This window comes from Micromonospora sp. NPDC048868 (assembly GCF_043198195.1).
Taxonomy (GTDB): Bacteria; Actinomycetota; Actinomycetes; order Mycobacteriales; family Micromonosporaceae; genus Micromonospora; species Micromonospora reichwaldensis.
This window is the reverse complement of the sequence record NZ_JBICUN010000006.1, coordinates 42,539-66,316: the sequence shown is the minus strand read 5'-3', so window position 1 is coordinate 66,316 and position 23,778 is coordinate 42,539. Positions and strand designations below refer to the sequence as shown.

17 protein-coding genes are annotated in these 23,778 nt (G+C 73.6%); 9 read left to right on the top strand and 8 right to left on the bottom strand.

The window, feature by feature from the left end; translation table 11 throughout:
- Positions 1-22: 22 nt before the first annotated feature.
- The 3 genes from ACGFNF_RS11590 to mfd form a co-directional block, all read right to left on the bottom strand.
- Entirely contained in the window at positions 23-994 is a 972-nt protein-coding gene (locus tag ACGFNF_RS11590) for a nucleoside triphosphate pyrophosphohydrolase (RefSeq protein ID WP_393167443.1), read from the bottom strand.
- 2 nt (positions 995-996) lie between these two features.
- Entirely contained in the window at positions 997-1,767 is a 771-nt protein-coding gene (locus tag ACGFNF_RS11585; RefSeq protein ID WP_393167441.1) for a hypothetical protein, read from the bottom strand.
- 125 nt (positions 1,768-1,892) lie between these two features.
- A complete protein-coding gene (mfd, locus tag ACGFNF_RS11580; RefSeq protein WP_393167439.1) occupies positions 1,893-5,552 on the bottom strand; it encodes a transcription-repair coupling factor in 3,660 nt (1,219 codons plus the stop codon).
- Positions 5,553-5,705: 153 nt separating this feature from the next.
- On the opposite strand from mfd, the gene ACGFNF_RS11575 reads away from it, so the two are divergent.
- The 4 genes from ACGFNF_RS11575 (at position 5,706) to ACGFNF_RS11560 (ending at position 8,901) form a co-directional block, all read left to right on the top strand.
- On the top strand, positions 5,706-6,608 hold the full coding sequence (locus ACGFNF_RS11575; protein ID WP_393167437.1) for a helix-turn-helix domain-containing protein: 903 nt from the start codon (positions 5,706-5,708) through the stop codon (positions 6,606-6,608).
- Between the two features lie 402 nt (positions 6,609-7,010).
- Positions 7,011-7,937 (top strand): cyclase family protein, encoded by a 927-nt coding sequence (locus ACGFNF_RS11570; RefSeq protein WP_357577906.1) that lies wholly within the window; start codon positions 7,011-7,013, stop codon positions 7,935-7,937.
- A 135-nt stretch (positions 7,938-8,072) separates the two neighbouring features.
- Positions 8,073-8,729 carry a hypothetical protein gene (locus ACGFNF_RS11565; RefSeq protein WP_393167435.1) on the top strand — a complete coding sequence of 219 codons (657 nt, stop codon included), beginning with the start codon at positions 8,073-8,075 and terminating at the stop codon, positions 8,727-8,729.
- Positions 8,650-8,901: an endonuclease domain-containing protein gene (locus ACGFNF_RS11560; RefSeq protein WP_393167433.1), complete on the top strand. Its 252-nt coding sequence runs from the start codon at positions 8,650-8,652 to the stop codon at positions 8,899-8,901. The genes ACGFNF_RS11565 and ACGFNF_RS11560 overlap by 80 nt, the downstream gene beginning before the upstream one ends.
- Positions 8,902-9,021: 120 nt before the next feature.
- Here the strand turns inward: ACGFNF_RS11560 and ACGFNF_RS11555 are convergent, their stop codons facing one another.
- The gene (locus tag ACGFNF_RS11555; RefSeq protein ID WP_393167431.1) at positions 9,022-10,062 is read right to left on the bottom strand and encodes a S66 peptidase family protein; all 1,041 of its coding nucleotides are present in this window, start codon (positions 10,060-10,062) and stop codon (positions 9,022-9,024) included.
- Positions 10,063-10,176: 114 nt separating this feature from the next.
- Here ACGFNF_RS11555 and ACGFNF_RS11550 point away from each other — a divergent pair, with 114 nt between their 5' ends.
- From ACGFNF_RS11550 to ppc, 3 genes are all read left to right on the top strand, one after another.
- Positions 10,177-10,833: a hypothetical protein gene (locus tag ACGFNF_RS11550; RefSeq protein WP_393167429.1), complete on the top strand. Its 657-nt coding sequence runs from the start codon at positions 10,177-10,179 to the stop codon at positions 10,831-10,833.
- A 75-nt stretch (positions 10,834-10,908) separates the two neighbouring features.
- On the top strand, positions 10,909-11,946 hold the full coding sequence (locus tag ACGFNF_RS11545) for a hypothetical protein (protein ID WP_393167427.1): 1,038 nt from the start codon (positions 10,909-10,911) through the stop codon (positions 11,944-11,946).
- A 128-nt stretch (positions 11,947-12,074) separates the two neighbouring features.
- Entirely contained in the window at positions 12,075-14,861 is a 2,787-nt protein-coding gene (gene ppc, locus ACGFNF_RS11540; protein ID WP_393167425.1) for a phosphoenolpyruvate carboxylase, read from the top strand.
- A gap of 113 nt (positions 14,862-14,974) precedes the next feature.
- Here the strand turns inward: ppc and ACGFNF_RS11535 are convergent, their stop codons facing one another.
- Positions 14,975-15,742: a hypothetical protein gene (locus ACGFNF_RS11535; RefSeq protein ID WP_393167423.1), complete on the bottom strand. Its 768-nt coding sequence runs from the start codon at positions 15,740-15,742 to the stop codon at positions 14,975-14,977.
- Between the two features lie 227 nt (positions 15,743-15,969).
- Positions 15,970-17,118, bottom strand: a complete 1,149-nt coding sequence (locus ACGFNF_RS11530) for a hypothetical protein (RefSeq protein WP_393167421.1) — start codon at positions 17,116-17,118, stop codon at positions 15,970-15,972.
- Positions 17,119-17,304: 186 nt separating this feature from the next.
- Here ACGFNF_RS11530 and ACGFNF_RS11525 point away from each other — a divergent pair, with 186 nt between their 5' ends.
- Complete coding sequence (locus tag ACGFNF_RS11525) at positions 17,305-18,483, top strand: DNA recombination protein RmuC (RefSeq protein ID WP_393167419.1); 1,179 nt, start codon at positions 17,305-17,307, stop codon at positions 18,481-18,483.
- A 162-nt stretch (positions 18,484-18,645) separates the two neighbouring features.
- Positions 18,646-21,915 (top strand): S8 family serine peptidase, encoded by a 3,270-nt coding sequence (locus ACGFNF_RS11520; RefSeq protein ID WP_393167417.1) that lies wholly within the window; start codon positions 18,646-18,648, stop codon positions 21,913-21,915.
- Between the two features lie 276 nt (positions 21,916-22,191).
- Here ACGFNF_RS11520 and ACGFNF_RS11515 read toward each other — a convergent pair whose 3' ends face one another.
- Positions 22,192-22,647 carry a hypothetical protein gene (locus ACGFNF_RS11515; RefSeq protein WP_393167415.1) on the bottom strand — a complete coding sequence of 152 codons (456 nt, stop codon included), beginning with the start codon at positions 22,645-22,647 and terminating at the stop codon, positions 22,192-22,194.
- A gap of 42 nt (positions 22,648-22,689) precedes the next feature.
- Positions 22,690-23,679, bottom strand: a complete 990-nt coding sequence (locus ACGFNF_RS11510; protein ID WP_393167413.1) for a 4-hydroxy-3-methylbut-2-enyl diphosphate reductase — start codon at positions 23,677-23,679, stop codon at positions 22,690-22,692.
- Positions 23,680-23,778: the final 99 nt, after the last annotated feature.

Genomic DNA, 23,778 nt, shown 5'->3' with positions numbered 1-23,778 from the left:
CCGCCGACCCTACCGGGTCGACTCAGGCCTTTTCGGCGGCGCGGACCGCGTCCGCGTAGGCGAGGGCGGCGCGGCGCAGGGCCGCCTCCGGGTCCAGGCCCGCCTCGCGGGCCGCCGCGACCGTGGCGAGCAGGCCCGCGCCGAGGCGCGCCTCCGGGTCCACCTGGGAATCCGCGAGGGGCGGCGGTACGGCGAGGCCGACCCGCCCGGCGCGCTCCAGGATCTTGGCGGCCAGGGCGAGGGCCGGCTGGCTCAGTGCGATGCCGTCGAGCACCGAGTCACGCGCCTTCTCGGTCCGCTTGATCCGCTCCCAGCTGGCCTCGATCTCCTCCAGGGTGCCCGCCTCGGCGTCGGCGAAGACGTGCGGGTTGCGCCGGACCATCTTGTCGACCAGCCCGCCGGCCACGTCGTCGACGGTCCACCGCTGTTCCTCGGGCAGCTCCTCGGCGAGGCGGGCGTGCAGCACCACCTGGAGCAGCACGTCGCCCAGCTCCTCGCGCAGCGCGTCGGTGTCCCCGGCGCTGATCGCGTCGTACGCCTCGTAGCACTCCTCGATCAGGAAACCGGCGAGGCTGCGGTGGGTCTGCGCGCGCTTCCAGGGATCGCCGCCCGGGGAGGCCAGCCGGTCCATCACCGCCACCGCGTCGAGCAGCCGGGCGCCCGGCGGGTCCCAGGAGCCGTACATCAGCTCCAGCTCGGCCAGGCCGGGCTCGCGGGCCAGCCGCAGGCCCAGCTCGCGGGCCAGCGACTCGTCGCCGGCCGGGCCGGCCAGCCACACCGCGACGCCGTGCGCCGCCGCCGCGTCGAGCAGCGCCTGCGTCGCCCGGCCGTCGACCACCGTGACCTCGGCGCCCGACGCACGGACCGCCGTCGTCAGCTCGCTCTCCGCCCCCGCCAGCACCGGATGCCGGCGTACGACGTCCCACGCGGCGGCGGTCAGCAGCCCGGCCGGCAGCCGGGGAGAGGTGACGAGCAGGACGATCCGCGCCGGCATGCTCAGCTGTGGGTCTCGCCGGCCGCCTCGGGCGCGACGGTGGGCAGCGGGTCCGGGGTGGAGACGTCGGTGACCCCGTCGGAGCCGGCCTCGCCCAGCGGCACGCTCACCGCTGGCGCGTTGCCGGAGAAGCTCAGCACCGGGAACTCCAGCGGGCGGTAGCGGGGGTTGACCGTCACGTCGTACGCGGCGACGGCCTCGGCCAGCGACTTGCGGGTGGCCAGCGCGCCGCGCAGCTGCTCGCCGTCGAGCTGGTGGGCGGCCGCCTCGTCGGGCACGTCGGCCGGGATGGCGCCCGCCTTGCGGCCCGCCGCCACCACGTCCGCCAGATCCTTCGCGGTCGGCTCGGCCGGCGCGCCGGTCGGCACCCCCGACAGGCAGTTGTAGAGCTCGGCGGACTGGCGCACGAAGCCGGTGTCGGGCGACAGGCCCAGCTGCTGGGCGACCTGCTCCGGCGCGACCTGCCCGCGCGGCTGGTAGTTCTTGTCCGCGGAGAGCCGCTCGCAGACCTCGGTCAACACCAGCATGCTGACGATCTGGCCGCGGTCGGGCAGCTGCGGCACCTGCGCCGAGGGCTGCCCCTCGGGCGCCTCGGGCTGACCGGTCGGCGTCGGGTTCTTCGCCCGCAGGTCGTCGACGATCCCGGTGACGGCATCCTCGGTGATCCGCAGGTCACCGACATAGGCGGCGACACCGGGCTCGGCACGGCAACCGGAGAGGGCGACGAGGCCGAGCGCCACGCTGGCGACGGCGACAAGACGGCGAGCACGCATGTCGGTCACTCTCTCATGCCGCCCGGGGCGGCCGTGACACCGCCCACCGGTCTCCCCCGCGCCCGCCCCGTCGCGCGCCAGGGTCCCCGCCCCCTGCTCATCCGCCGGCCATCGTCGACCGCCACTCACCGCGCGGCGGCTCCCGCCGTCGCCGGCTCGCCCAGGACGTCCTTGAGCAGCTGGGCGCACCACTCCAGCAGGGCCTGGTCGCGCAGCGGCTCGCCGCCCACCCGCCGGGTGCTCGGCCGGGGCACGCTGACCTGGTCGAGCGCCTGCTTGTAGACCGAGTCGGGGTGGTAGCGCTTGAGCCGCAGCTGCTTCGAGTCGGGCAGCGGCAGCGGGCCGAACCGGAGGTGCTTGCCCTGCATGGAGACGTCGGTCAGGCCGTAGCGGCGGGCCAGCAGCCGGAACCGGGCCACCGCGACGAGGTTCTGCACCGGCGCGGGCGGCTCGCCGTAGCGGTCCGTCATCTCGGCGACCACCTCGCGCAGCCGGTCGGCGTCGCGGGCCTCGGCGAGCTTGCGGTACATCTCCAGGCGCAGCCGCTCCACGCCGACGTAGTCGTGCGGCAGGTGCGCGTCGACCGGGAGATCAATGCGGACCTCGTCCGCCGCGCCGTCGGACTCCGGGCGCTCGCCCTTGAACGCGGAGACCGCCTCGCCGACCATCCGCACGTACAGGTCGAAGCCGACGCCCTCGATGTGCCCGGACTGCTCGCCGCCGAGCAGGTTGCCGGCGCCCCGGATCTCCAGGTCCTTCATCGCCACGTACATGCCGGCGCCCAGCTCGGTGTGCTGGGCGATGGTCGCCAGCCGCTCGTGGGCGTGCTCGGTGAGCGGCTTCTCCGGCGGGTAGAGGAAGTACGCGTACGCCCGCTCCCGGCCCCGGCCGACCCGGCCGCGGATCTGGTGCAGCTGGGCCAGGCCGAGCAGGTCGGCCCGCTCCACGATCAGGGTGTTGGCGTTGGGGATGTCGATGCCGGACTCCACGATCGTGGTGCAGACCAGCACGTCGAACTCCTTCTCCCAGAAGCCGACCATGACCTTCTCCAGGGCCTCCTCGCCCATCTGGCCGTGCGCCACCGCGACCCGCGCCTCGGGCACCAGCTCCCGGAGCTTGCGGGCCGTCCGGTCGATCGACTCGACCCGGTTGTGCAGGTAGAAGACCTGACCGTCGCGGAGCAGCTCGCGGTGGATGGAGGCGGCCACCTGCCGCTCGTCGTGCGCCCCGACGAAGGTGAGCACCGGGTGCCGCTCCTCCGGCGGGGTGGCGATTGTCGACATCTCCCGGATGCCGGTGATCGCCATCTCCAGGGTGCGCGGGATCGGGGTGGCCGACATGCTCAGCACGTCGACCGAGGCGCGCATCGTCTTCAGGTGCTCCTTGTGCTCGACGCCGAAGCGTTGCTCCTCGTCGACGATGACCAGGCCGAGCGACTTGAACCGGGTGGCCGCCTGGAGCAGCCGGTGGGTGCCGATGACGATGTCGGCGGTGCCCGCGGCGGCCATCTCCAGGGCCTGCTCCGCCTCCTTCGGCGTCTGGAAGCGCGAGAGCTGCCGGATGGTCACCGGGAACTGGCTCATCCGCTCGGCGAACGTGTTGTAGTGCTGCTGCACCAGCAGCGTGGTGGGCACCAGCACGGCCACCTGTTTGCCGTCCTGCACCGCCTTGAACGCCGCCCGCACCGCGATCTCCGTCTTGCCGTAGCCGACGTCGCCGCAGATCAGCCGGTCCATCGGGACGGTCTGCTCCATGTCCCGTTTGACCTCTTCGATCGCGGCGAGCTGGTCCGGCGTCTCCTGCCACGGGAAGGCGTCCTCCAGCTCCCGCTGCCACGGCGTGTCGGGGCCGAAGCTGTGCCCCTTGGACGCCTTGCGGGCGGCGTAGAGCTGGATCAGCTGGGCGGCGATCTCCCTGACCGCCTTGCGGGCCCGGGCCTTGGACTTCTGCCAGTCCGAGCCGCCCATCTTGTGCAGGGTGGGCTGCTCGCCGCCGACGTAGCGGGAGAGCTGGTCGAGCTGGTCGGTGGGGACGAAGAGCCGGTCGCCGGGCTGGCCGCGCTTGCTCGGGGCGTACTCGATGACGAGGTATTCCCGGGAGGCCCCGTTGACGGTGCGCTGCACCAGCTCGACGTAGCGGCCGATGCCGTGCTGCTCGTGCACGACGTGGTCGCCGGCCTTCAGCTCCAGCGGGTCGATGGTGTTGCGCCGCCGACTCGGCATCTTGCGCATGTCGCGGGTCGAGGTGCCCCGCCCGCCGGTGACGTCGTTGCCGGTGAGCAGCACGAACCGGGACGCCTCGTCGACGAAGCCGCCGGTCAGGCTGCCGCAGGCGACCAGCACCTCGCCGGGGGCGGGCGCGGTCGGGATCTCCTCGGTCAGCCGCGCGCCGAGGCCGGCGTCGCGGAGCACCTCGACCGCCCGCTGGGCGGGGCCGTGCCCCTCGAAGACCAGCGCGACCGACCAGCCCTCGCCGGTCCAGCGCTTGAGGTCGTCGACCACCCGGGCGGTCTCGCCGTGGTAGAGCGGGGCCGGCTGCGCGGAGAGGGTCACCGCGATCGCGTCGTCGGGGGTGACGTCGTACGCCTCCGGGCCGTCCTCCCAGGGCTGCCGCGCCGGGGCGGCCTCCGCCTCGACCAGGCCGAACGGCGACAGCGTCCACCAGGGCTGGCGCAGCTTCGCCGCGACGGCGCGTACGTCGCCCAGGGTCCGGAAGGCGGCGGCGCCGAGGTCGACGGGGGCCTGGCCACCGACGGCGGCCGCGGCCCAGCTCGCCTGGAGGAACTCGTCGGAGGTACGCACCAGGTCGTGCGCCCGGGTGCGGATCCGCTCCGGGTCGCACAGGAGCACGTGGGTGCCGGCCGGCATGGCGTCCAGCAGCAGCTCCATCGAGTCGGCGCCGATCAGCGCCGGGGCCAGGGACTCCATGCCCTCCACCGGGATGCCCTCGGCCAGCTTGTCGAGGATCTCGGCCAGCTCCGGGTGCTCCTCGGCGAGTGCGGCGGCCCGCTTGCGCACCGACGGGGTGAGCAGCAGCTCCCGGCACGGCGGCGCCCACAGCTGCGGCACCTGCGCGATGGTGCGCTGGTCGGCGACGGCGAAGGTGCGGATCTCCTCCACCTCGTCGCCCCAGAACTCGACCCGGGACGGGTGCTCGTCGGTGGGCGGGAAGATGTCGAGGATGCCGCCGCGCACGGCGAACTCGCCCCGCTTGGTGACCAGGTCGACCCGCCCGTACGCCATGTCGGTCAGGCGGCGGGCGACCTCCTCCAGGTCGGCCTCCTGCCCGGCGGCGAGCTGCACCGGCTCCAGGTCGCCGAGGCCCTTGAGCTGCGGTTGCAGCAGCGACCGGACGGGCGCCACGACCACCCGCAGCGGACCGGTGCGACCGTGCGCGTCGGCCGAACCGGGGTGCGCCAGCCGGCGCAGCACGGCCAGCCGACGGCCGACCGTGTCGGAGCGGGGCGACAGGCGCTCGTGCGGCAGCGTCTCCCACGACGGGAAGACCGTCACCTGCTCGGGCGGGAGCAGGCTGCCCAGCGCGGCGGCCAGGTCGTCGGCCTCCCGCGTGGTGGCGGTCACGGCGAGCACGGGACGACCCGCGCCGCCGCCCGGCCCGCCGTCGCCGGCCCGGTCGGCGGCGACCGCGGCGACCGCGAACGGGCGCAGCGCCGGCGGGGCGGTGATGTCGAGGCCGTCGACCTGCGCGGCACCGGAGCGCGCCAGGTCACGTGCCCGGGCCAGCCCCGGGTCGGCCAGGGCGGCGGAGAACAGACCGGTGAGCATGAGATCACTTCCAGCGGGAGGACACGACGATCACCCCTCGTCCGGCTGGACGGGGGGCCACCGGTCGACACTATCTCTCCGGTCGGACGAACCACCCCCGCGTAGGTTGGATCGTCGACAATCCACGCAGGGCCAACCCGAGAGGGAGACCGGATGCCTGAGGGAATCGGCAGTGACCCGCGCCGCAGGACCACGCTCGCCCGGTGGCGGGTGCTGGGTCACCCGGACGGGATCCTGATCTACCAGGTGCGCTGCATCGTCGAGAACCACGGCTGGACGGCACCAGCCGCCGAACCGACCTACAAGGTCCTCCTCGGCCGGTCGGGGGCGTACCGGCGGCGGCTCAACGGTCGTACGTCGTTCTCGGACGCCACCTCGGTGCTGCTCACCCGGCCCGGCGACGAGATGTCCGTGTCGCATCCCCTGGGCTGCGGCGACTCGTACACCTGCCTGGAGGTCGACGAGGCGGTGCTGGCCGACCGGCCGGACGGGGCGCGCTGGCTGGAGACCGCCGGCTGGGAGGGCACCTCGGACACGCCACTCGACCTGGCCCACCGGATGCTCGTCGCGGAGTTCCGCCGTGGGATCGACCGGTTCGAGATGTCGGAGCGGCTGCACAGCTTCCTCGACGGGTTGCTCAACCTCACCGCCGCCCGGGCCGAGCCGCCGGGAGAGGACCTGGCACGCGCCATCGGCCGGCGGCCCGCCACCCAGGTCGCCCACCGCCGCCTGGCCGACCGGGCCCGCGAGGTGCTCACCGCCGGCGACTACTCGCTCAGCCTCGACGAGGTGGCCCGCGAGGTGGGCGCCTCCCCGCACCACCTGAGCCGGGTGTTCCACCGGGTCACCGGCAGCAGCCTCACCGCCTACCGGAACCGGCTGCGGGTCCGGGCGGTGCTGGACACCCTCGCCGAGTCGGACAAGCGGCCGCTGCGCGCGGTGGCGGCGGAGCACGGCTTCGCCGACCAGGCCCACCTCACCCGGGTGGTCCGGGACCACGTCGGCCACCCCCCGGCCCACCTGCGCCGACTCCTCACCCAACCCCGGCGGCCCTGACCCCGCCTTCACCCCACCCGCTGTCCCTGCGTTCGGGCCAGGTCGGGCGGCCGGGTCGGGTCGGTCGGACCGGGCCAGGCCGGGGTCGAGGGTCGAGGGTCGGGTCGTGGCGGGGTTTTGAGTCGGCGGTCAACCGAGCATCGATGTTCAAGACCCGGGCCGCCCGGCGGCCGAAGATGGAATCCGTCAGCCGGGATCGAGCCGCCGGATCGGCGGTCGCGGGGTGCGCGGACCTGTTCGGGGAGGCCCGCAGCTCCAACCGGCTGCGACCTCGGCGACGGCGAGGCGCCGTCGCCGCCCGCCGGTGGTGCCGTACACCCCCCTGTACGGCACTCCGGTGGGCACGGGGCGGCCCGCTCGAAGGATCTTGACGGGGATGGCCGGCCGTGATCGGCTGCGCTCATGGGCAACCAGTGGCGGGCACAGTTCGACGCGGAGGTCACCTTCGCCAACGGCGGCGGGCTGCGGACCGACGGGTTCCGTCTGGACATCCCCGGCCGCGACATCGCCGACGACGAACTGGCGGCGCTGTTCGTCCGGCACCTCGGGCTGCTGATGGTGGCCGAGGTACGCATCACCGGCCGGACGATCATCGAGGAGCCGCACAAGGGCGGCCGGGGTGTGGCCGCCGGGGCCGGCCCGGACGACGGTTCCCGGCGACGGCTGGTCGAGCTGAGCCACGTGGTCACCGACGGCATGACCACCCTGCCGGGCTGGCCGGCGCCACGGATCACCGAGTGGCTGACCCGGGAGGCGTCCCGCGCCAACTACGCCCCCGGCACCGAGTTCCAGGTGGGGCGCATCGACATGATCGCCAACACCGGCACGTACGTGGACACGCCCGCCCACCGCTTCGCCGACGGCGCCGACCTCGCTGGCACCCCGCTGGACCGCCTCGCCGACCTGCCCGGCCTCGTGGTCCGGGTACCGGCCGGCACCCGCGCGGTGGACCGGCTGCTGCTGGCGCCGTACGACGTCGCCGGGCACGCGGTGCTGCTGCACACGGGCTGGTCGGCGCACTTCGGCACGGACCGGTACGGCGCGCCGGAGGCGCCCTACCTCACCGGCGACGGCGCCCGGGCCCTGGTCGACGCGGGCGCCGCCCTGGTCGGCATCGACTCGATCAACATCGACGACATGAGCCCGGCTGCGGCCGGCGAGCGACCGGCGCACAGCACCCTGCTGGCCGCCGGCGTACCCATCGTGGAGCACCTGACCGGGCTCGACGCGCTGCCTCCGACCGGCTTCCGGTTCACGGCCGCCCCACCGATGGTGGCCGGCATGGGCACCTTCCCGGTACGGGCCTTCGCGGTCCTCAATCCCACCTGATCGGCGACCGAGGGCCAGGCCAACACCGCGAGATCAACCTTCGGGTCGGCGCGCGAGCGGGCCGTGACGGCAGGCTGCCGGGATGTCACGGGCACCGCGCGTCCCCAGAGAGTTGGCGTTCCTCCCGTTCTCCGGATGCTCCGCGGGCCGTCCTGGCGCCGGCTGCTGCCCGACATCTACGTCCACGTCGACGGTTACCGTGAGAACGACCACCGGATGTGGTGCGACGCCGTTGCCCTCACCCTGCCGGCGGGGGCCGCCATCAGCGGTCTCAGCGCGGCATTCCTGTGGGGCGTGGACCTCCTGCCACGCGCGAGCCCGGTCTTCGTCACGCTTCCGGCGCCGGCCCGCCGACGCTCCACTCGGCGTGTGTCGGTCGACCAACGGTCGTTCTCCGCCCGGGAGATCACCCGCTTCGCCGGCTTGCCGGTCACCACCGGCGTCCGCACGGCCTTCGACCTCGGGCGGCAGTTGCCCCGGACGGACGCGCTCGTGGCGGTGGACGCGCTGCTGCATCGGCGGGTGGTCAAGCTCCCGGCGTTGGGCAGCTACCTGGACACGCACAACGGCTGGCCCGGCACCGCCCAACTGCGGGAGGTGCTCGCGCTGGCCGAGCCGCTGAGCGAGTCCCCCATGGAGACCCGGCTCCGGCTCGTCCTGCACGACGCCGGTCTGCCACCCCTGACCGCGCAGCACGACGTGTACGGCATCCATGCGCAGCGGGGCCGCGTCTTCCTCGGCCGTCGACCTCGCCTATCCCCGGTGGCGAATCGCCATCGAGTACGAGGGTGACCACCACCGGGAACGCGCCCACTTCCAGCGGGACGTGGCTCGGCTCAACGCGCTCCGCGCGGCGGGCTGGTTGGTGTTGCGCTTCACGGCGGACGACGTACTGCGGCACCCCGCCCGGATTGTCCGGCTGGTGACCGACGCAATCCAGGAACGCCGGCCCGGCCAATGCTGATCAGGACGCCATGGACCTCAAACCGGCCAGATAACGTCCATGGCGTCCTGATCACCGGGGCGCCCGCACGCACGCGGCGGGCGGGGAGGGCGGCCGCACGTGAAGGCGGGCGGGGGTGGGTCAGTAGCGGACCGAGATGTGTCGGGTGGTCGCGTCGATGCGGATCTCGCCGCCGTACGGGACGATCAGCTGCGGGTCGGTGTGGCCGAGGTCGACGTCGAAGACCACCACCGCGTCGGGGCAATAGGCGGCCAGCGCCCGGGTGACCGCCTCCCGCTGCGCCGCCGCCCAGTCCCGCCGCTCGTCGGGGGTGTGCTGCCGGGTGAAGTCCCACGCCTTCGGCCGGCCGACGAGGACCGCCGGGAAGCCGGCGAGCAGACCGCGCTCCCCCATGTTGCGCAGGATCCGAAACACCTCGGTGGCCGGGGGCAACTCCTCGGAGGTCTCGACCATCAGCACCGACCCGGCCAGGTCCCCGGCGTCAGGGACCCGGTCGGCGGCCAGCAGCCAGTGCAGGATCTCCAGGTTGCCGCCCCAGGTGCGCCCCTCGACGACCGTCGACGGCCCCTGCCAGCGCCAGCCCTCGCCCGGGAGCATCTCCGGGTCGTCGGCCAGCGTCGCCGGGTCCTGCCAGTCGTTCGGCCGGTCGCCCCATTCAGGCGCGGGCGTGAGGTCGTACCAGCCGGAGGTGAAGAGGGCCGCGCGCAGCGAGTCGAAGGTCAGCGGGTGCGGGCTGCCCGGCCGGCCGAGGTGCACGAGCACCGACCCGCCATGGTACGACACGACGCCCAGCCGGTACAGGTGGTTGAGGACGTTGGTGTTGTCGGAGTAGCCGAAGTACGGCTTCGGGTTGGCCCGCAGCACGGCGTCGTCCAGGTGCGGGGTGACCGTGATCAGGTCGTCCCCGCCCACCGTGGCGAGCACGGCGGCGATCGTCGGGTCGGCGAAGGCGGCGGTCAGGTCCCGGGCCCGGTCGCGCGGGTCGGCGCCGAGCACCCGGGTGGTCGGGTACTCCACCGGCTCCAGGCCGAACTCCTCGCGCAGCCGGCGCAGGCCCAACTCGTACACGTGGGGGAAGAGGGCCGGCAGGCCGGCGGACGGCGAGACGACCGCGACCCGGTCTCCCGGTCGGGGCTTGGGGGGATAGCTCGGCGACGTCATGATCGGACGCTACCGACCGGCTCCAGCGGTTTTCCGCCGGTCCGACCCGCCGGGACGCTGGCGGACGGCCTCTAGGCTGGCCCCGCCGGAGTTGATCGAGTATTCGGAGGCCGCGTGAGCACCCCCGCCGGACATCCGCCGCAGCCCTTCCACCACGGCCCACCGCACGGCGGCCCGTGGGCAGGCCCCGTGCCGCCGCCGGTGACCAGGCGTATCCCGGAGGACCAGCCCTTCGTGGTACGGCCCAACGTCGCGAAACGCGGCCTGCTGATGATGGGGGTGGTGCTGCTCCTCATCCTCCCGATCGCCTGCTGCGCCGGTCTCGGCATGGTGAACTCGGCCGATCCGCAGCTGCGCTCCCAGTCCGTGGTCGCGATCCTCGGCGTGGTGGGCTGCCTGCTGGCCCTGGTCGCCCTGCCGCTGGGGATCCAGCTCTGGCTGATCGGTTCCGGCGGCCCGGTGCTGGCACTCGGTCCGGCCGGGCTCTGGATCCGCACCCGGCCGACCCGGGGCCAGGCGATCTGGCTGCCGTGGGAGGGCGTCGCGCGGATCTCCCGGCGCCGGTGGAGCCTGGAGAAGATGCTGGTGGTCACGCCACGCGACGCACGGGCGCTCCAGCACCTCGGGGCGTTCACGGCGCTCGACAGCGCGGCCCTGAGCGCCTTCTACGGCTCGGGGCTGGTCGCCACGCTCAACTTCGCGGACCGGTCCGAGGCGGAGATCATGGCGGCGGTCGGCCACTACAGCGCAGGCCGCTGCCAGCTCACCTGATCGACGCGGCGCCGGCCGCCCCGGCCGGGCCGGGAAACCCCACATTCCGGGCACGAGCCGCCCTAGGCTGGCGGCGTGGACCAGGAGATGCGCGACGGGCTGCCGCGTACCGCCGCGCTGCTGCTCGGCACCCTGGTGCTCGCCACCGCGTTCATCACCGCGTACGTCGGCGCGCTGCACCGTCCCACGCCCCGCGACGTGCCGGTCGGGGTGGTGCGCGGCGACCAGAAGGCACAGGCCGTCCTCGCCGCCGTACGCAACCAGAGCGGCACCCTCGACGCCGTCGAGTACGCCGACCCGCGCGCCGCCGACGACGGCCTGCTCACCCGCGAGGTGTACGGGGTGCTCGCCACCGGCGCCGAGGGCGGACTGGTGCTGACCACCGCGAGCGCCGCCGCGCCGGCCGCTACCGACGTCGTCGTCCGGGTTCTCGACACCGCCGCCCGGCAGGCGGAGATGCCGCTGCGGGTCACCGACGAGGTGCCGGTGGCCGCGACCGATCCGCGCGGGCTCGTGCCGTTCTACCTGGCCGTCGGGTACGTGCTGGGCGGTTACCTCGCCGCCACCGTGCTCGGCCTGGGCAACGGCACCGCCCCGCGCAGCCTGCGCCGCGCCGGGTTGCGGATCGCCGCGCTGGCCGTCTACAGCCTCGTGCTCGGGGCCGCCGGCGCGATCGTGGTGGGCCCCGTCCTGGACGTCTGGGACCACGACCTGGTCGGCGTCGCCGCGAGCGGGGCGCTGGCGGTCCTCGCGGCGGCGATGATCGCCTCGGCGGTGCAGGGCTGGCTGGGGCTGTTCGGCACCGGGCTGGTGATCCTGCTGCTGGTCGTGCTCGGCAACCCCGGCTCCGGCGGCATCTACGCCCCCGAGTTCCTGCCGACCTGGCTGCGCGGCATGCACCGGTGGAACGTGCCGGGGCTCGCCACCGACCTGCTCAAGTCCGTCGTCTACTTCGACCGCCGGTCGACCGGCTGGCCGATCGCCGGGCTCACCATCTGGACGGCGCTGGGCGTGGCGGGTGTGCTCAGCGCCACCCCTTTCCAGGCCCGCCGTCGCACCGGTCGACGCCCCGCACCCGGCCCCACCAGCACAGATGCGCCCGGCGCCGGCTGAGATGTCAGGAAGGGCCCCTTCCTCTACCGCAGACGATTGCAAGGGTCCCCTCCTTCCCGGCGGGGGACGCGGATACGATCCAGGGAGTCGGACAGCGCTGTCCTTCGTACTCGCGTAAGGAGCGCATCGTGACCGACCAGCACGACCACGACGGCCCCGACGCCGCCCTGCGGGCCGACATCCGCCGCCTCGGCACCCTGCTCGGGCAGACCCTCGCCCGCCAGGAGGGCCGGCCGCTGCTCGACCTCGTCGAGGAGATCCGCGCCCAGGTGCGCTCGGACGCCCCCACCGCCGCGCAGCGGCTCGCCGGCCTGGACGTCACCACCGGCACCAAGCTGGCCCGCGCCTTCTCCACCTACTTCCACCTGGCCAACATCACCGAGCAGGTGCACCGGGCCCGGGAGCTGCGGCGCCGCCGGGCGGTGCAGGGCGGCTGGCTGGACCAGGCGGCCAAGATGATCGCCGAGCGCGGGGTGCCGGCCGAGGAGATCGCCGCGGCGGCCCGGCGGCTGGCGGTACGGCCCGTCTTCACCGCCCACCCGACCGAGGCGGCCCGCCGGTCGATCCTGTCCAAGCTGCGCGCCATCGCCGACGAGCTGGACACCGAGACCGCGAACGCGATCCTCTACGGCGCCAGCGACGAGGGCCCGGCCAACCGCCGCCTCGCGGAACTGCTCGACCTGATGTGGCAGACCGACGAGCTGCGGCTGGACCGGCCGGACCCGACCGACGAGGCCCGCAACGCCATCTACTACCTGCGCGACCTGTACGCCGAGGCCGCCCCGCAGGTCCTCGACGACCTCGCCGACACGCTGCGCACCCTCGGCGTGGAGACCTCCCCGACCGCCCGGCCGCTGTCCTTCGGCACCTGGATCGGCGGCGACCGCGACGGCAACCCGTTCGTCACGCCGGCGGTGACCCGCGAGGTGCTGACGATCCAGCACGAGCACGGCATCGCGGCCACCGAGAAGGCGATGGACCACCTCATCGACGAGGTCTCGGTGTCCCGGCGGCTGCGCGGGGTGTCGCTCGACCTCTCCGCGAGCCTCGCCACCGACCTGGACGCGCTGCCCGAGGTGGCGGCCCGGTTCCGCCGGGTCAACGCCGAGGAGCCCTACCGGCTCAAGGCCCGCTGCGTGAAGGCGAAGCTGGCCAACACCCGGCAGCGGCTGCGCCAGGGCACCGCGCACGTGCCCGGGCGGGACTACCGCGGCTCCGCCGAGCTGGTCGCCGACCTGGAGCTGCTGCGCGCCTCGCTGGCCCGCAACGCCGGCCAGCTCACCGCCGTGGGCCGGCTCGCCTCGACCATCCGTACGGTCTCCGCGTTCGGGCTGCACCTGGCGACCATGGACGTCCGGGAGCACGCCGAGGCGCACCACGCGGTGCTCGCCCAGCTCTACGCGGCCGTCGGCGAGGTCTCCGACTACCCGTCGCTGAGCCGGCAGGAACGCACGAAGCTGCTCGCCGACGAGCTGACCGGTCGCCGGCCGCTCTCCACGCTGGACACCCCGCTGACCGAGGCGACCCGCAAGACGTTCGACGTGTTCGGCACCATCCGCGAGGCGCAGGACCGGTTCGGCAACGAGGTCATCGAGTCGTACATCGTCTCGATGACGCTCGGCGTGGACGACGTGCTCGCCGCCGTGGTGCTGGCGCGCGAGGCCGGCCTGGTCGACGTGCACAGCGGCCGGTCCCGGATCGGCTTCGTGCCGCTGCTGGAGACCCCGGCCGAGCTGAACACGGGCGGCGAACTGCTCGACGAGCTGCTCTCGCTGCCGGCGTACCGGGCCCTGGTGGCGGCGCGGGGCGACGTGCAGGAGGTGATGCTGGGCTACTCCGACTCCAACAAGGAGGCCGGCATCACCACCAGCCAGTGGTCCATCCACCGGGCCCAGCGCGCGCTGCGCGACGTGGCGGCCCGGCACGGCGTACACCTGCGGCTCTTCCACGGCCGCGGCGGCACGGTGGGTCGCGGCGGCGGGCCCACGCACGAGGCGATCCTGGCCCAGCCGTACGGCACCCTGGACGGCGCGATCAAGGTCACCGAGCAGGGCGAGGTCATCTCCGACAAGTACTCGCTGCCGTCGCTGGCGCGGGAGAACCTGGAGCTGACCCTGGCCGCGGTGCTCCAGGCCACCCTGCTGCACACCGCGCCCCGGCAGCCCGCCGAGATGCTGGAACGCTGGGACGCCACCATGGAGCTGGTCTCCGACTCGGCCTTCCGGTCGTACCGGTCGCTGGTCGAGGACCCGGACCTGCCCGCGTACTTCTGGGCGTCGACGCCGACGGAGCTGCTCGGCGCGCTGAACATCGGCTCCCGGCCGGCGAAACGGCCGAACACCGGGGCCGGGCTCGCCGGGCTGCGCGCCATCCCGTGGGTGTTCGGCTGGACCCAGACCCGGCAGATCGTGCCTGGCTGGTTCGGGGTCGGCTCCGGGCTGGCCGCGGCCCGCGAGGCGGGAATGGAGGACGTGCTGGCCGAGATGCACCGCAACTGGCACTTCTTCCGCACGTTCCTGTCGAACGTCGAGATGATGCTCACCAAGACCGACCTGAGCATCGCCCGCCGGTACGTCGAGACGCTGGTGCCGAAGAAGCTGCACCCGATCTTCCACAAGATCGAGCAGGAGTACGAGCTGACCAAGCAGGAGGTGCTGGCGGTGACCTCCTCGCCGGCCCTGCTGGAGAACTCCCCGGTGCTCCAGCGCACCCTGGCCGTCCGCGACACGTACCTGGAGCCGCTGCACCACCTCCAGGTGGCCCTGCTGCGCCAGTACCGGGAGTCCGGGGCGGCGGGCCGGGCGGTGGCCACGGCGCCGGGCGGCCGGCGTGCGCCGAGCGACGGTACGGCGCTGGAGCGGGCGCTGCTGACCACGGTCAACGGCATCGCCGCCGGTATGCGCAACACGGGCTGAGCAGCGAGGAGGGGCACCTTTCCGCGCTTCCCGCAGCGGAGGGGTGCCCTTCCTCTACGGCGCCGCCGAGCCGGCCAGCGCCACCGGTGTCGGTCTTGCCGTCGGCGTCGGCCCTACCAGTCGCCGCCGCCGAAGTCACCGCCGCCGAAGTCGCCGCCCCCGAAATCTCCGCCGCCGCCAAAGTCCCCGCCGCCGCCGAAGTCCCCGCCCTGCTCGCCGAATCCGGTGCCGTCGCCGAAGCCCTCCTGGTAGCCGGCCTCGTAGCCGTACCCGGGGTCGCCGAAGCCGGGCGAGAAGAGCGCGTCGGCGATCAGCATGCCGCCGAGGACACCCGCGCCGGCGCCCAGTGCGGTCTTCCACCACGGGGTGGAGTACCAGCCCGCCGGCACCGGCCGGCCCTGGTAGCGCCCGCCCGGGTAGTAGTAGGGGGTGTCGCGACCGGGCTGCGGGCCGGCCTTGAAGGTCTGCCCCTGCACGTCGACCTGACGCTCCCGGGTGAGCTGCCCGGCGCCCTGCGCGGCGGCCAGCGGGGGCAGCTCGGGGCCGGGGTCGATGCCGAGCGCCACCCGGGCCGCCCGGGCGTAGGTCAGCCCCTCCAGCGCGGTCTCCCGGGCCAGGCGGTACTGCTCGACGCTGCGGGCCTGCTCCAACTGGCTGCCGGCCGCGTTGTAACGCTCCCCGGCGTCGACCAGCGCCTGACGCACGGCCGGGTGGTCGCCGTGCAGGTTCATCACCTGGCCGCCGAGCCGCTCGTACCAGCGCTGGGCGTCGGCCCGCGCGTCGGCGAGGCGGCGCTCCGCGCGGGCGGCGCTCTCCCGACGCCACCAGACGACCGCACCCACCAGCAGCACCACGAGGATGAGCAGCGGCAGATATCTCATGTCTGCGACGTTACCCAGGCCAGGCCAGCGCCACGCCTCCGATCGACGCAGCTCGGCGGCGCGGATCGGAGGCAGAGCCGAGGAGGTCCGTGCCAGGCCGAACCGGGCCCAGCCGGGCGAGGGCAGGGCCGAGCCGGGCCCAGCCGGGCGAGGGCAGGGCCGAGCCGGGCCCAGCCGGGCGAGGGCAGCGGCGGGCCGGGCAGCGGCAGGGGCAGCGGCAGGCCGGGCTAGTGGCGCCGGCCGAGGTTCCACAGGACGGCGTGCACGTCGCCGCCGGTGGCGGCCAGCTGGCCGGCGACGAGCCCACGGTCGTTGACGAAGCCCACCCGGCCGCCGGAGCGGCCGAGATCCAGCGGGCCGAGGTCGACGCTGCGGCCCCGCGCCCAGGCCACGCCGTGTTTCGCGCCGCTGGCGACGGTCGCCTCACCGACCACGGTGCCGGCGCCGTTGATCGCCATGGCCTGGCTGTACGAGCCGCCGAGGGTGCCCAGATCGGTGACGACGCCGTGGTGCCACCGCACGGCGCGCATGTCTGTCGGGGTCTGCGCGCTGCCGGCGACCTGCCCGCGCCCGTTGACGCCCACCGGGTAGCTGTCGGTGCCGAGGTCGGTGAAGACGCCGTCGTACCACAGGAAGGCGTGCCATCCGGAGCCGTCGACCCGCATGGTGCCGACGACCTGGCCCCGGTCGTTGATGCCGGTGGCCATGCTTGTCGCGCTGGCCGGCGGCGTCAGCCGGACCAGCCTGCCGTCGCGCCACAGCGCCGCCTCGGTGCTGGACCCGTCCGCGCTGTTGGTGAAGCCGACGACGTCGCCGCGATCGTTGATCGCCGCCGCGAGGGTGTCGCCACCGCGACCGGGCAGGTCCGTGCTGATCCCGTTGCGCCAGCGGAACGCCCGGCCGTACTGGCCGCTGTCGTCGGTGTGTCTCGTGCCGATCACCTCGCCGCGCTCGTTGACGCCGACGGCCGAGGACGGCCCGTGGACGGCGGAGAGGTCGGTCATGACGCCGTCGCGCCACCGGAACGGCCTGGTCCGCCCGTCGGCCAGGACGGTGGTGCCGACCACCACGCCCCGCTCGTTGACGGCGGCGCCGTGGCTGTCCGTGCCCAGCGTGCCGAGGTCGGTCAGGGTCCCGTCCCGCCACACGAACGCGTGGATGCGGCCGTCGGCGGTCTGGCTGTCGCCGAGGACCAGCCCGGAGTCGGTGAGCCCGACGGGGACGCTCCAGTCGCCGCCCAGCGTCCCGAGGTCCCGCCAGCCGACGGCACCGCCGGGCGGTGCGGCGACCACCGCGACCGGCGCGGCCAGGCCGGCGAGGAGGACTCCCGCCGCTGTGGCGACGAGTGTCCGTACGGGACGCAACCGACCAGCCACGCCGCCTCCCTCCGAGGTCCTGTCGTCACTCTGGGCCATGTCGCCACTTCCTGTCTGCCCCGGAACGACCCCGACCCGCCACGCCGCTCGGCACGATCGGCCACAACGTACATCCGCGACAAAGGCGGCGGGTGCGACGAGAGCGGCACGGCGGCGCGTGGCGCGCCGGTCTGGCAAGCTCCGGGGGTGGACTTCTCGACGCTGGCCGTGGTGATCGTCTGCCTCTGCGCCGGGGGCGCGGCGGGCTGGTACGCCGCCCGGACCCGCTCGGCGACCGAGATCGCCCGGCTGGACGCCACGCTGCGGGCCACCCGGGAGGGCGAGGGGCGGCTCGAACAGTCCATGCGGGCGCTGAGCTACGAGGCCACCGCGCAGTCCCAGGAGGCGGTGGCCCGCGCCGTCGCCCCGCTGCACGACACGCTGCGCCGCTACGAGCAGCGCGTCGCCGAGCTGGAGCACGACCGGATCGACGCGTACGCCGAACTGCGCGAGCAGGTCCGCGCGATGAGCACGGTCTCGGGCGAGCTGCGTACCGAGACGAAGCAGCTGGTGGCGGCCCTGCGGGCACCCCAGGTGCGGGGCCGCTGGGGCGAGCACCAGTTGCGCCGGATCGTCGAGGCGGCCGGCATGCTGGAGCACTGCGACTTCTCCGAGCAGGTCACCGCCGCCACCGACCACCAGGGCGTCCGTCCCGACCTCGTGGTGCGGCTGCACGGCGGCCGGTCCGTGGTGGTGGACGCCAAGGCGCCGTTCGACGCCTACCTGACGGCGATGGAGGCCCGCGACGAGCGGGGCCGCGACACGCACCTCGACGCGCACGCCAAGCACCTGCGCGGACACGTCGACGCGCTGGCCGCCAAGACCTACTGGGCCGCGTTCGACAGCACGCCTGAGTTCGTGGTGCTCTTCGTGCCGGCCGATCCGTTCCTCGACGTCGCGTTGCAGCGCGACCCGACGCTGCTGGAGCACGCGTTCGCCCGCAACGTGGTGCTGGCGACCCCGGCCACCCTGGTCGCGCTGCTGCGTACGGTCGCCTACTCGTGGCGGCAGGAGGCGCTGGCGCGCAACGCGGTCGCGGTGCACTCGCTGGCCCGGGAGCTCTACGGACGACTGTCGACCCTGGGTGAGCACGTCGGCAAGCTCGGCTCGTCGCTCGGCGGCGCGGTGACCGCGTACAACCGGGCCGTCGGGTCGTTGGAGGCGCGCGTGCTGGTCAGCGCCCGCAAGCTCGCCGAGCTGGGGGTATCCGACCAGGAGCTGGCCGCGCCGGCGCAGGTGGAGCTGGCGCCCCGCCAGCCGCAGGCCCCGGAGCTGCTCGGAAACGCCGAGGCCGGGGCGCCGACCGGTCGGTCGACACTGGACTGACGGCCGATACCTATCACCACCGATGTGACAATGGACGCCCACCCATGTCACGAAGTGGTCACAACGAACTCCACGGTAGTGACAGTGACCAGCGGCAGCGCGAAGGATTCGCCTCACGCGTGCCCTGCATCTGAGGGCCCTGTTCTCTGGAGGAAAGAGAACGTGAGCAAACCCCGAAACCTGAGCCGGCGGACCTCCGCCGCGCTCTTCGCGTCGGTCGTGGCGGCCAGCGCGGTGACGGTAGCCGGTGGTGCCGCCACCGCGAGCGCCGCGCCGACCGCCGCACCCGACGCGTCCCAGGCCACCCCTGTGGAGGCGCTGGGCTCGCACGACGCCAAGCTCCTCGCCGAGGCGGAGGCGAAGAAGGCCCCGACCGTCACCCTGATCGTGGCCACCAAGAAGGGCGAGGCGAAGGACGTCGCCGCCGACCTCAAGAACCTGGGCGCGGCCGTCACCGAGCGCTACGACAGCATCGGCTACGTCCTGGCCAAGGTCCCCACCTCCAAGGTGGTCAAGGCGGCCACGCTGCCCGGCGTCTCCGCCGTCGACCTCGACGAGACCATCCAGCTGCCCGACCCGACGCCCGAGGTCGCCCCCTCCGGCAAGAAGGCGGCGAAGCAGGCCACGACGCTGACCGGCCCCGGGGCCGACACCCCGGCCGCCAACCCCTACATGCCGACCAACGAGATCGGCGCCGTCGACTTCGTCGCCAAGAACCCCCAGTGGGACGGCCGCGGCGTCACGATCGGCATCATGGACTCCGGTGTGGACCTCGGTCACCCGGCGTTGCAAAAGACCACCACGGGTGAGCGGAAGATCGTCGACTGGGTGACCGCGACGGACCCGTTCGAGGACGCCACCTGGCGCCCGATGCTCACCGAGGTGACCGGTCCGACGTTCACCTCCGGCGGCGCGACCTGGACGGCCCCGGCGGGCACCTACCGGTTCAACCGGTTCGCCGAGTCGATCACGGCTGCCAGCGACCCGGCCGGTGACGTCAACCGCGACGGGGACCGGACCGACACGTTCGGCATCCTCTACGACCCGGCCACCCACAACATCTGGGTGGACGTCAACCAGAACAACGACTTCACCGACGACGCCATGATGCGGCCGTACAAGGAGAAGTTCGACGTCGGCTACTTCGGTACCGACAACGCGGCCACCCCGGTGGTCGAGCGGATCCCGTTCGTGGTCGAGTACCGCGAGGACGTGGACACCACCCCCGTCGGCGGTCCCGGCCTGGTGGACTACGTCAACATCGGCATCGTCGAGAGCACCCACGGCACCCACGTCGCCGGCATCACCGCCGCCAACGACATGCTCGGCAACGGCGCCTTCGACGGTGCCGCGCCCGGCGCCAAGCTGGTCTCCGCCCGGGCCTGCTCGTGGGGCGGCGGCTGCACCTACGCCGCCCTCACCACCGGCATGGCCGACCTGGTGATCAACCGCAAGGTCGACGTGGTCAACATGTCGATCGGCGGTCTGCCGGCGCTGAACGACGGCAACAACGCCCGCGCCGAGCTGTACAACAACCTGATCACCACCTACGGCGTGCAGATGTTCATCTCGGCCGGCAACTCCGGCCCGGGCCTGAACACCATCGGCGACCCGTCGGTGGCGGCCAACGTGGTCAGCGTCGCGGCGAGCATCAGCAAGGACACCTGGCTGGCCAACTACGGCTCCGCGGTGAAGAAGAAGAACGCCCTGTTCAACTTCTCCTCCCGGGGCCCGCGCGAGGACGGCGGCGTCAAGCCGAACATCGCCGCCCCCGGCTCGGCCATCTCCACCGCCCCGACCTGGCAGCCCGGCAACGCGGTCCCCGAGGCCGGCTACGCGCTGCCCCCGGGCTACGCGATGCTGAACGGCACCTCGATGGCCTCCCCGCAGGCCGCCGGCGCCGCCGCGCTGCTGCTGTCGGCCGCCAAGGCGACCGACAAGGGCGTCACCCCGGCCGCGCTGCGCCGGGCGATCTACAGCTCGGCCAAGCCGATCAAGGACGTCCCGACGTACGGCCAGGGCTACGGCATGTTCAACGTGCCGGGCGCGTGGAAGCTGCTGCGCAAGGGCGTGGAGACGCGCTCCTACACCTCCGAGGCCCCGGTCTGCACCGTCCTGTCCGGTCAACTGGGCACCCCGAACCTGGGCACCGGCCTCTACAACCGTTGCGCCTCCACCGAGGGTGGGCAGCGGATCGGCCAGTCGAAGAGCTACCAGGTCAAGCTCACCCGCACCAGCGGGCCGGCCGGCATCGTGAAGCACAACGTGGGTCTGCGCGGCAACGACGGCACCTTCACGGCGCCGAAGACCGTCTCGCTCCCGCTGAACAAGACCGTCACCGTCCCGGTCACCGCCAAGCCCGCCACCGCTGGCGCGCACGGCGCGATCATGACGATCGACGACCCGGCCACCTCGGTGATCGACTTCGAGGTCTCCACCGTCGTCGTGGCCTCGAACGACGTGAAGAAGCCGAACTTCTCCTTCTCGGCCGAGGGCTCGGTCGACCGGAACGGCTTCACCTCGTACTTCGTGACGGTTCCGCCGGGCACTGGCGCCCTCCAGGTGAACCTGTCGGGCATCGCCACCGGTTCGCAGACCCGGTTCATCGCGTTCAACCCGTACGGCGTCCCGGTGGAGAGCACCTCCAGCCTCGCCTGCTACACCAACTTCTCCGACGCCAACGCCTGCAAGCCGCAGGAGCGCGACTACCAGAACCCGATCGCCGGGGTCTGGGAGATCGAGGTGGAGTCCCGTCGGACCTCGCCGTCGCTGAACAACCCGTTCCAGCTCACGGCGCGGGTGCAGGGTGTCGCGGTCGAGCCGGCCGTGGTCGAGCTGCCGTCGGTCACCGCCGGTGCGGCGACCCCGGTGACCTGGTCGCTGACCAACACCTTCGGCCCGGTCGCGGTGACCGGTCAGGGCGGCCCGCTCTCCAGCGTCCACGCTGAGCGGCCCACCATCGCCGAGGGCGCGTCGCAGGAGTACACCGTGGAGGTGCCGGCGGGCGCGACCCGCTTCACCGCCCGGATCGGCAACCCGGCCAGCGCCGCGGCCGACCTCGACCTCTACGTCTTCCGTGGCACCACGGAGGTCGGTCGGGCCGCCGACGGCGACTCCGAGGAGGCCGTGACCATCAACAACCCGCCGGCGGGCACCTACCGGGTGGTCGTCGAGGGTTACGCGGTGGACGGGGCCGGTGGCAGCACCGCCTACGACTACCGGGACTCGTTCTCCGCGGCGGCGCTGGGCAGCCTCTCGGCGCCCGCCACCCCGCTCAACCTGGCCCACGGCGCCACCGCCACCCTCACCGGTACGGTGACCGCCCAGTCCACCCCGGTCGCCGGTCGGGCGCTCTTCGGTGAGCTGTCCGTGGTGACCACCGAGGGCGCGGTCGTCGGCCGCGGTGCCGTCTCCATCGGCGCCGTGAACTGACCCGTCCCGCACCGGAACACCGGAGCCCGTCCCCACCCGGGGGCGGGCTCCGCCCGTTGCGGTGACCTCCGTCGCGACGCGGGGTGCTCGGGCCGCCCGACACAGCACGGACGGACGCGCTCGCCACGTCCGTCGCGACGCAGGGGGCTCAGCCCGCCCGACGCCGCCACGGACGGACGCGCTCGCCCCTGGTGGGCAGGCACACCCACGCGGGGCGGACGGTCGTTCGGTCAGCCCTGGCGGGCGGTGCCGGTCAGCCCTGGCGGGCGGTGCCGCTCAGCCCCGGCGGGCGGTCTCGACCAGGAAGGGCGTGCCCTGCTGGCAGGTCGTGAGCAGGTCGCGCTGGACCCGGCCGGTGACCGTGACCTTGGTGCCCGGCTTCAGCAGGTCACGCGGGCCGCCGACCAGCAGGTAGTTGTCGAGCAGCAGGCAGTTGGGCTCCACCCCGGAGGTGACGGTCCCGGTCAGGGTGGTGCCGCCGGCCGGCGGCGTCTTCGTCGGCCCGCCGCTGGGCCTCGTGGGCGGGGGCAGGGCCGGCCCCGTCGGGTCCACCGGGTCGCCGGGGGTCGGCGGGACCGCGGAGCTGCTCGGATCAGGGCTGGGCGGGCTGGTCACCGGCTGCGCTCCCGTCGGGGTCGGGGTGGGGGTGTCGCCGGTACCGTCCTGCCCGCCGCAGGCGCTCAGCGCCACGCAGACGGCCAGCGCGGAGACGGCGAGCCGAAGAGTCCTCATACCCTGGTCTGACGCAGCGGGACCGCCCACCGTTCCCGCCGGTCAGCCACGGGCCGCGGCGGCGGCCTTCATGTCCCGCTTGAGCTCCTGCGGCAGCGAGAAGGTCAACCGCTCGTTGGCGGTCACCACCTCGTCGACGTCGGTGAAGCCACGCGCGGCGAGGTGGGCGAGGACCTCCTGGACGAGCTGGTCGGGAACGCTGGCGCCCGAGGTCAGGCCGACCGTGCGCGCCCCCTCCAGCCACGCGTCGTCGATCTCGTGCGCGAAGTCGACGAGGTGCCCGGCGCGCGCCCCGGCGTCCAGGGCGACCTCGACGAGGCGTACGGAGTTGGAGGAGTTGGCCGAGCCGACGACGATCATCACGTCGCACTCGGGCGCGATCTCCTTGACCACGTGCTGCCGGTTGGAGGTGGCGTAGCAGATGTCGTCGCTGGGCGGCGACTGGAGCATGGGCAGCCGCTTCTTGAGCCGGGCCACCGTCTCCAGCGTCTCGTCGACCGAGAGGGTGGTCTGGGAGAGCCAGACGACCTTGTTCGGGTCGCGGACGGTGATCCGGTCGGCGTCCTCCGGGCCGTCCACGAGCTGGATGTGCTCGGGGGCCTCGCCGGAGGTGCCGATGACCTCCTCGTGCCCCTCGTGGCCGATGAGCAGGATGTCGTAGTCCTCGGCGGCGAACCGCTTCGCCTCCTGGTGCACCTTGGTGACCAGCGGGCAGGTCGCGTCGATCGCCCGCAGCGAGCGGGTCCGGGCCTGCTCGTAGACCTCCGGGGCCACCCCGTGCGCGGAGAAGATGACGGTGGCGCCCTCCGGCACCTCCTCGTTCTCCTCCACGAAGATCGCGCCCTGGGCCTCCAGCGTCTGCACGACGTGCTTGTTGTGCACGATCTGCTTGCGTACGTAGATCGGGGCGCCGTAGAGCTTGAGTGCCTCCTCCACGGTCTGCACCGCGCGGTCCACGCCCGCGCAGTAGCCGCGGGGCTTGGCCAGGATCACGCGCTTGCCGGTCCGGGACGTCGCTTCAGCCTGAGTCACCCGCCCATCGTACGTGCCGCCTGAGAGGGCGACACGGGCCGCGACGCCACGACGGCGCGATGCCGGCCGCCCGCCGCCCACCCCCGGCCGAGCCGCGCG

What these genes read in the sequence shown, in the direction of transcription:
- ACGFNF_RS11590 (WP_393167443.1), bottom strand. Translation starts at nt 994, where the DNA reads ATGCCGGCGCGGATCGTCCTGCTCGTCACCTCTCCCCGGCTGCCGGCC.
- ACGFNF_RS11585 (WP_393167441.1), bottom strand. Translation starts at nt 1,767, where the DNA reads ATGCGTGCTCGCCGTCTTGTCGCCGTCGCCAGCGTGGCGCTCGGCCTC.
- mfd (WP_393167439.1), bottom strand. Translation starts at nt 5,552, where the DNA reads ATGCTCACCGGTCTGTTCTCCGCCGCCCTGGCCGACCCGGGGCTGGCC.
- ACGFNF_RS11575 (WP_393167437.1), top strand. Translation starts at nt 5,706, where the DNA reads ATGCCTGAGGGAATCGGCAGTGACCCGCGCCGCAGGACCACGCTCGCC.
- ACGFNF_RS11570 (WP_357577906.1), top strand. Translation starts at nt 7,011, where the DNA reads ATGGGCAACCAGTGGCGGGCACAGTTCGACGCGGAGGTCACCTTCGCC.
- ACGFNF_RS11565 (WP_393167435.1), top strand. Translation starts at nt 8,073, where the DNA reads ATGCTCCGCGGGCCGTCCTGGCGCCGGCTGCTGCCCGACATCTACGTC.
- ACGFNF_RS11560 (WP_393167433.1), top strand. Translation starts at nt 8,650, where the DNA reads ATGCGCAGCGGGGCCGCGTCTTCCTCGGCCGTCGACCTCGCCTATCCC.
- ACGFNF_RS11555 (WP_393167431.1), bottom strand. Translation starts at nt 10,062, where the DNA reads ATGACGTCGCCGAGCTATCCCCCCAAGCCCCGACCGGGAGACCGGGTC.
- ACGFNF_RS11535 (WP_393167423.1), bottom strand. Translation starts at nt 15,742, where the DNA reads ATGAGATATCTGCCGCTGCTCATCCTCGTGGTGCTGCTGGTGGGTGCG.
- ACGFNF_RS11515 (WP_393167415.1), bottom strand. Translation starts at nt 22,647, where the DNA reads ATGAGGACTCTTCGGCTCGCCGTCTCCGCGCTGGCCGTCTGCGTGGCG.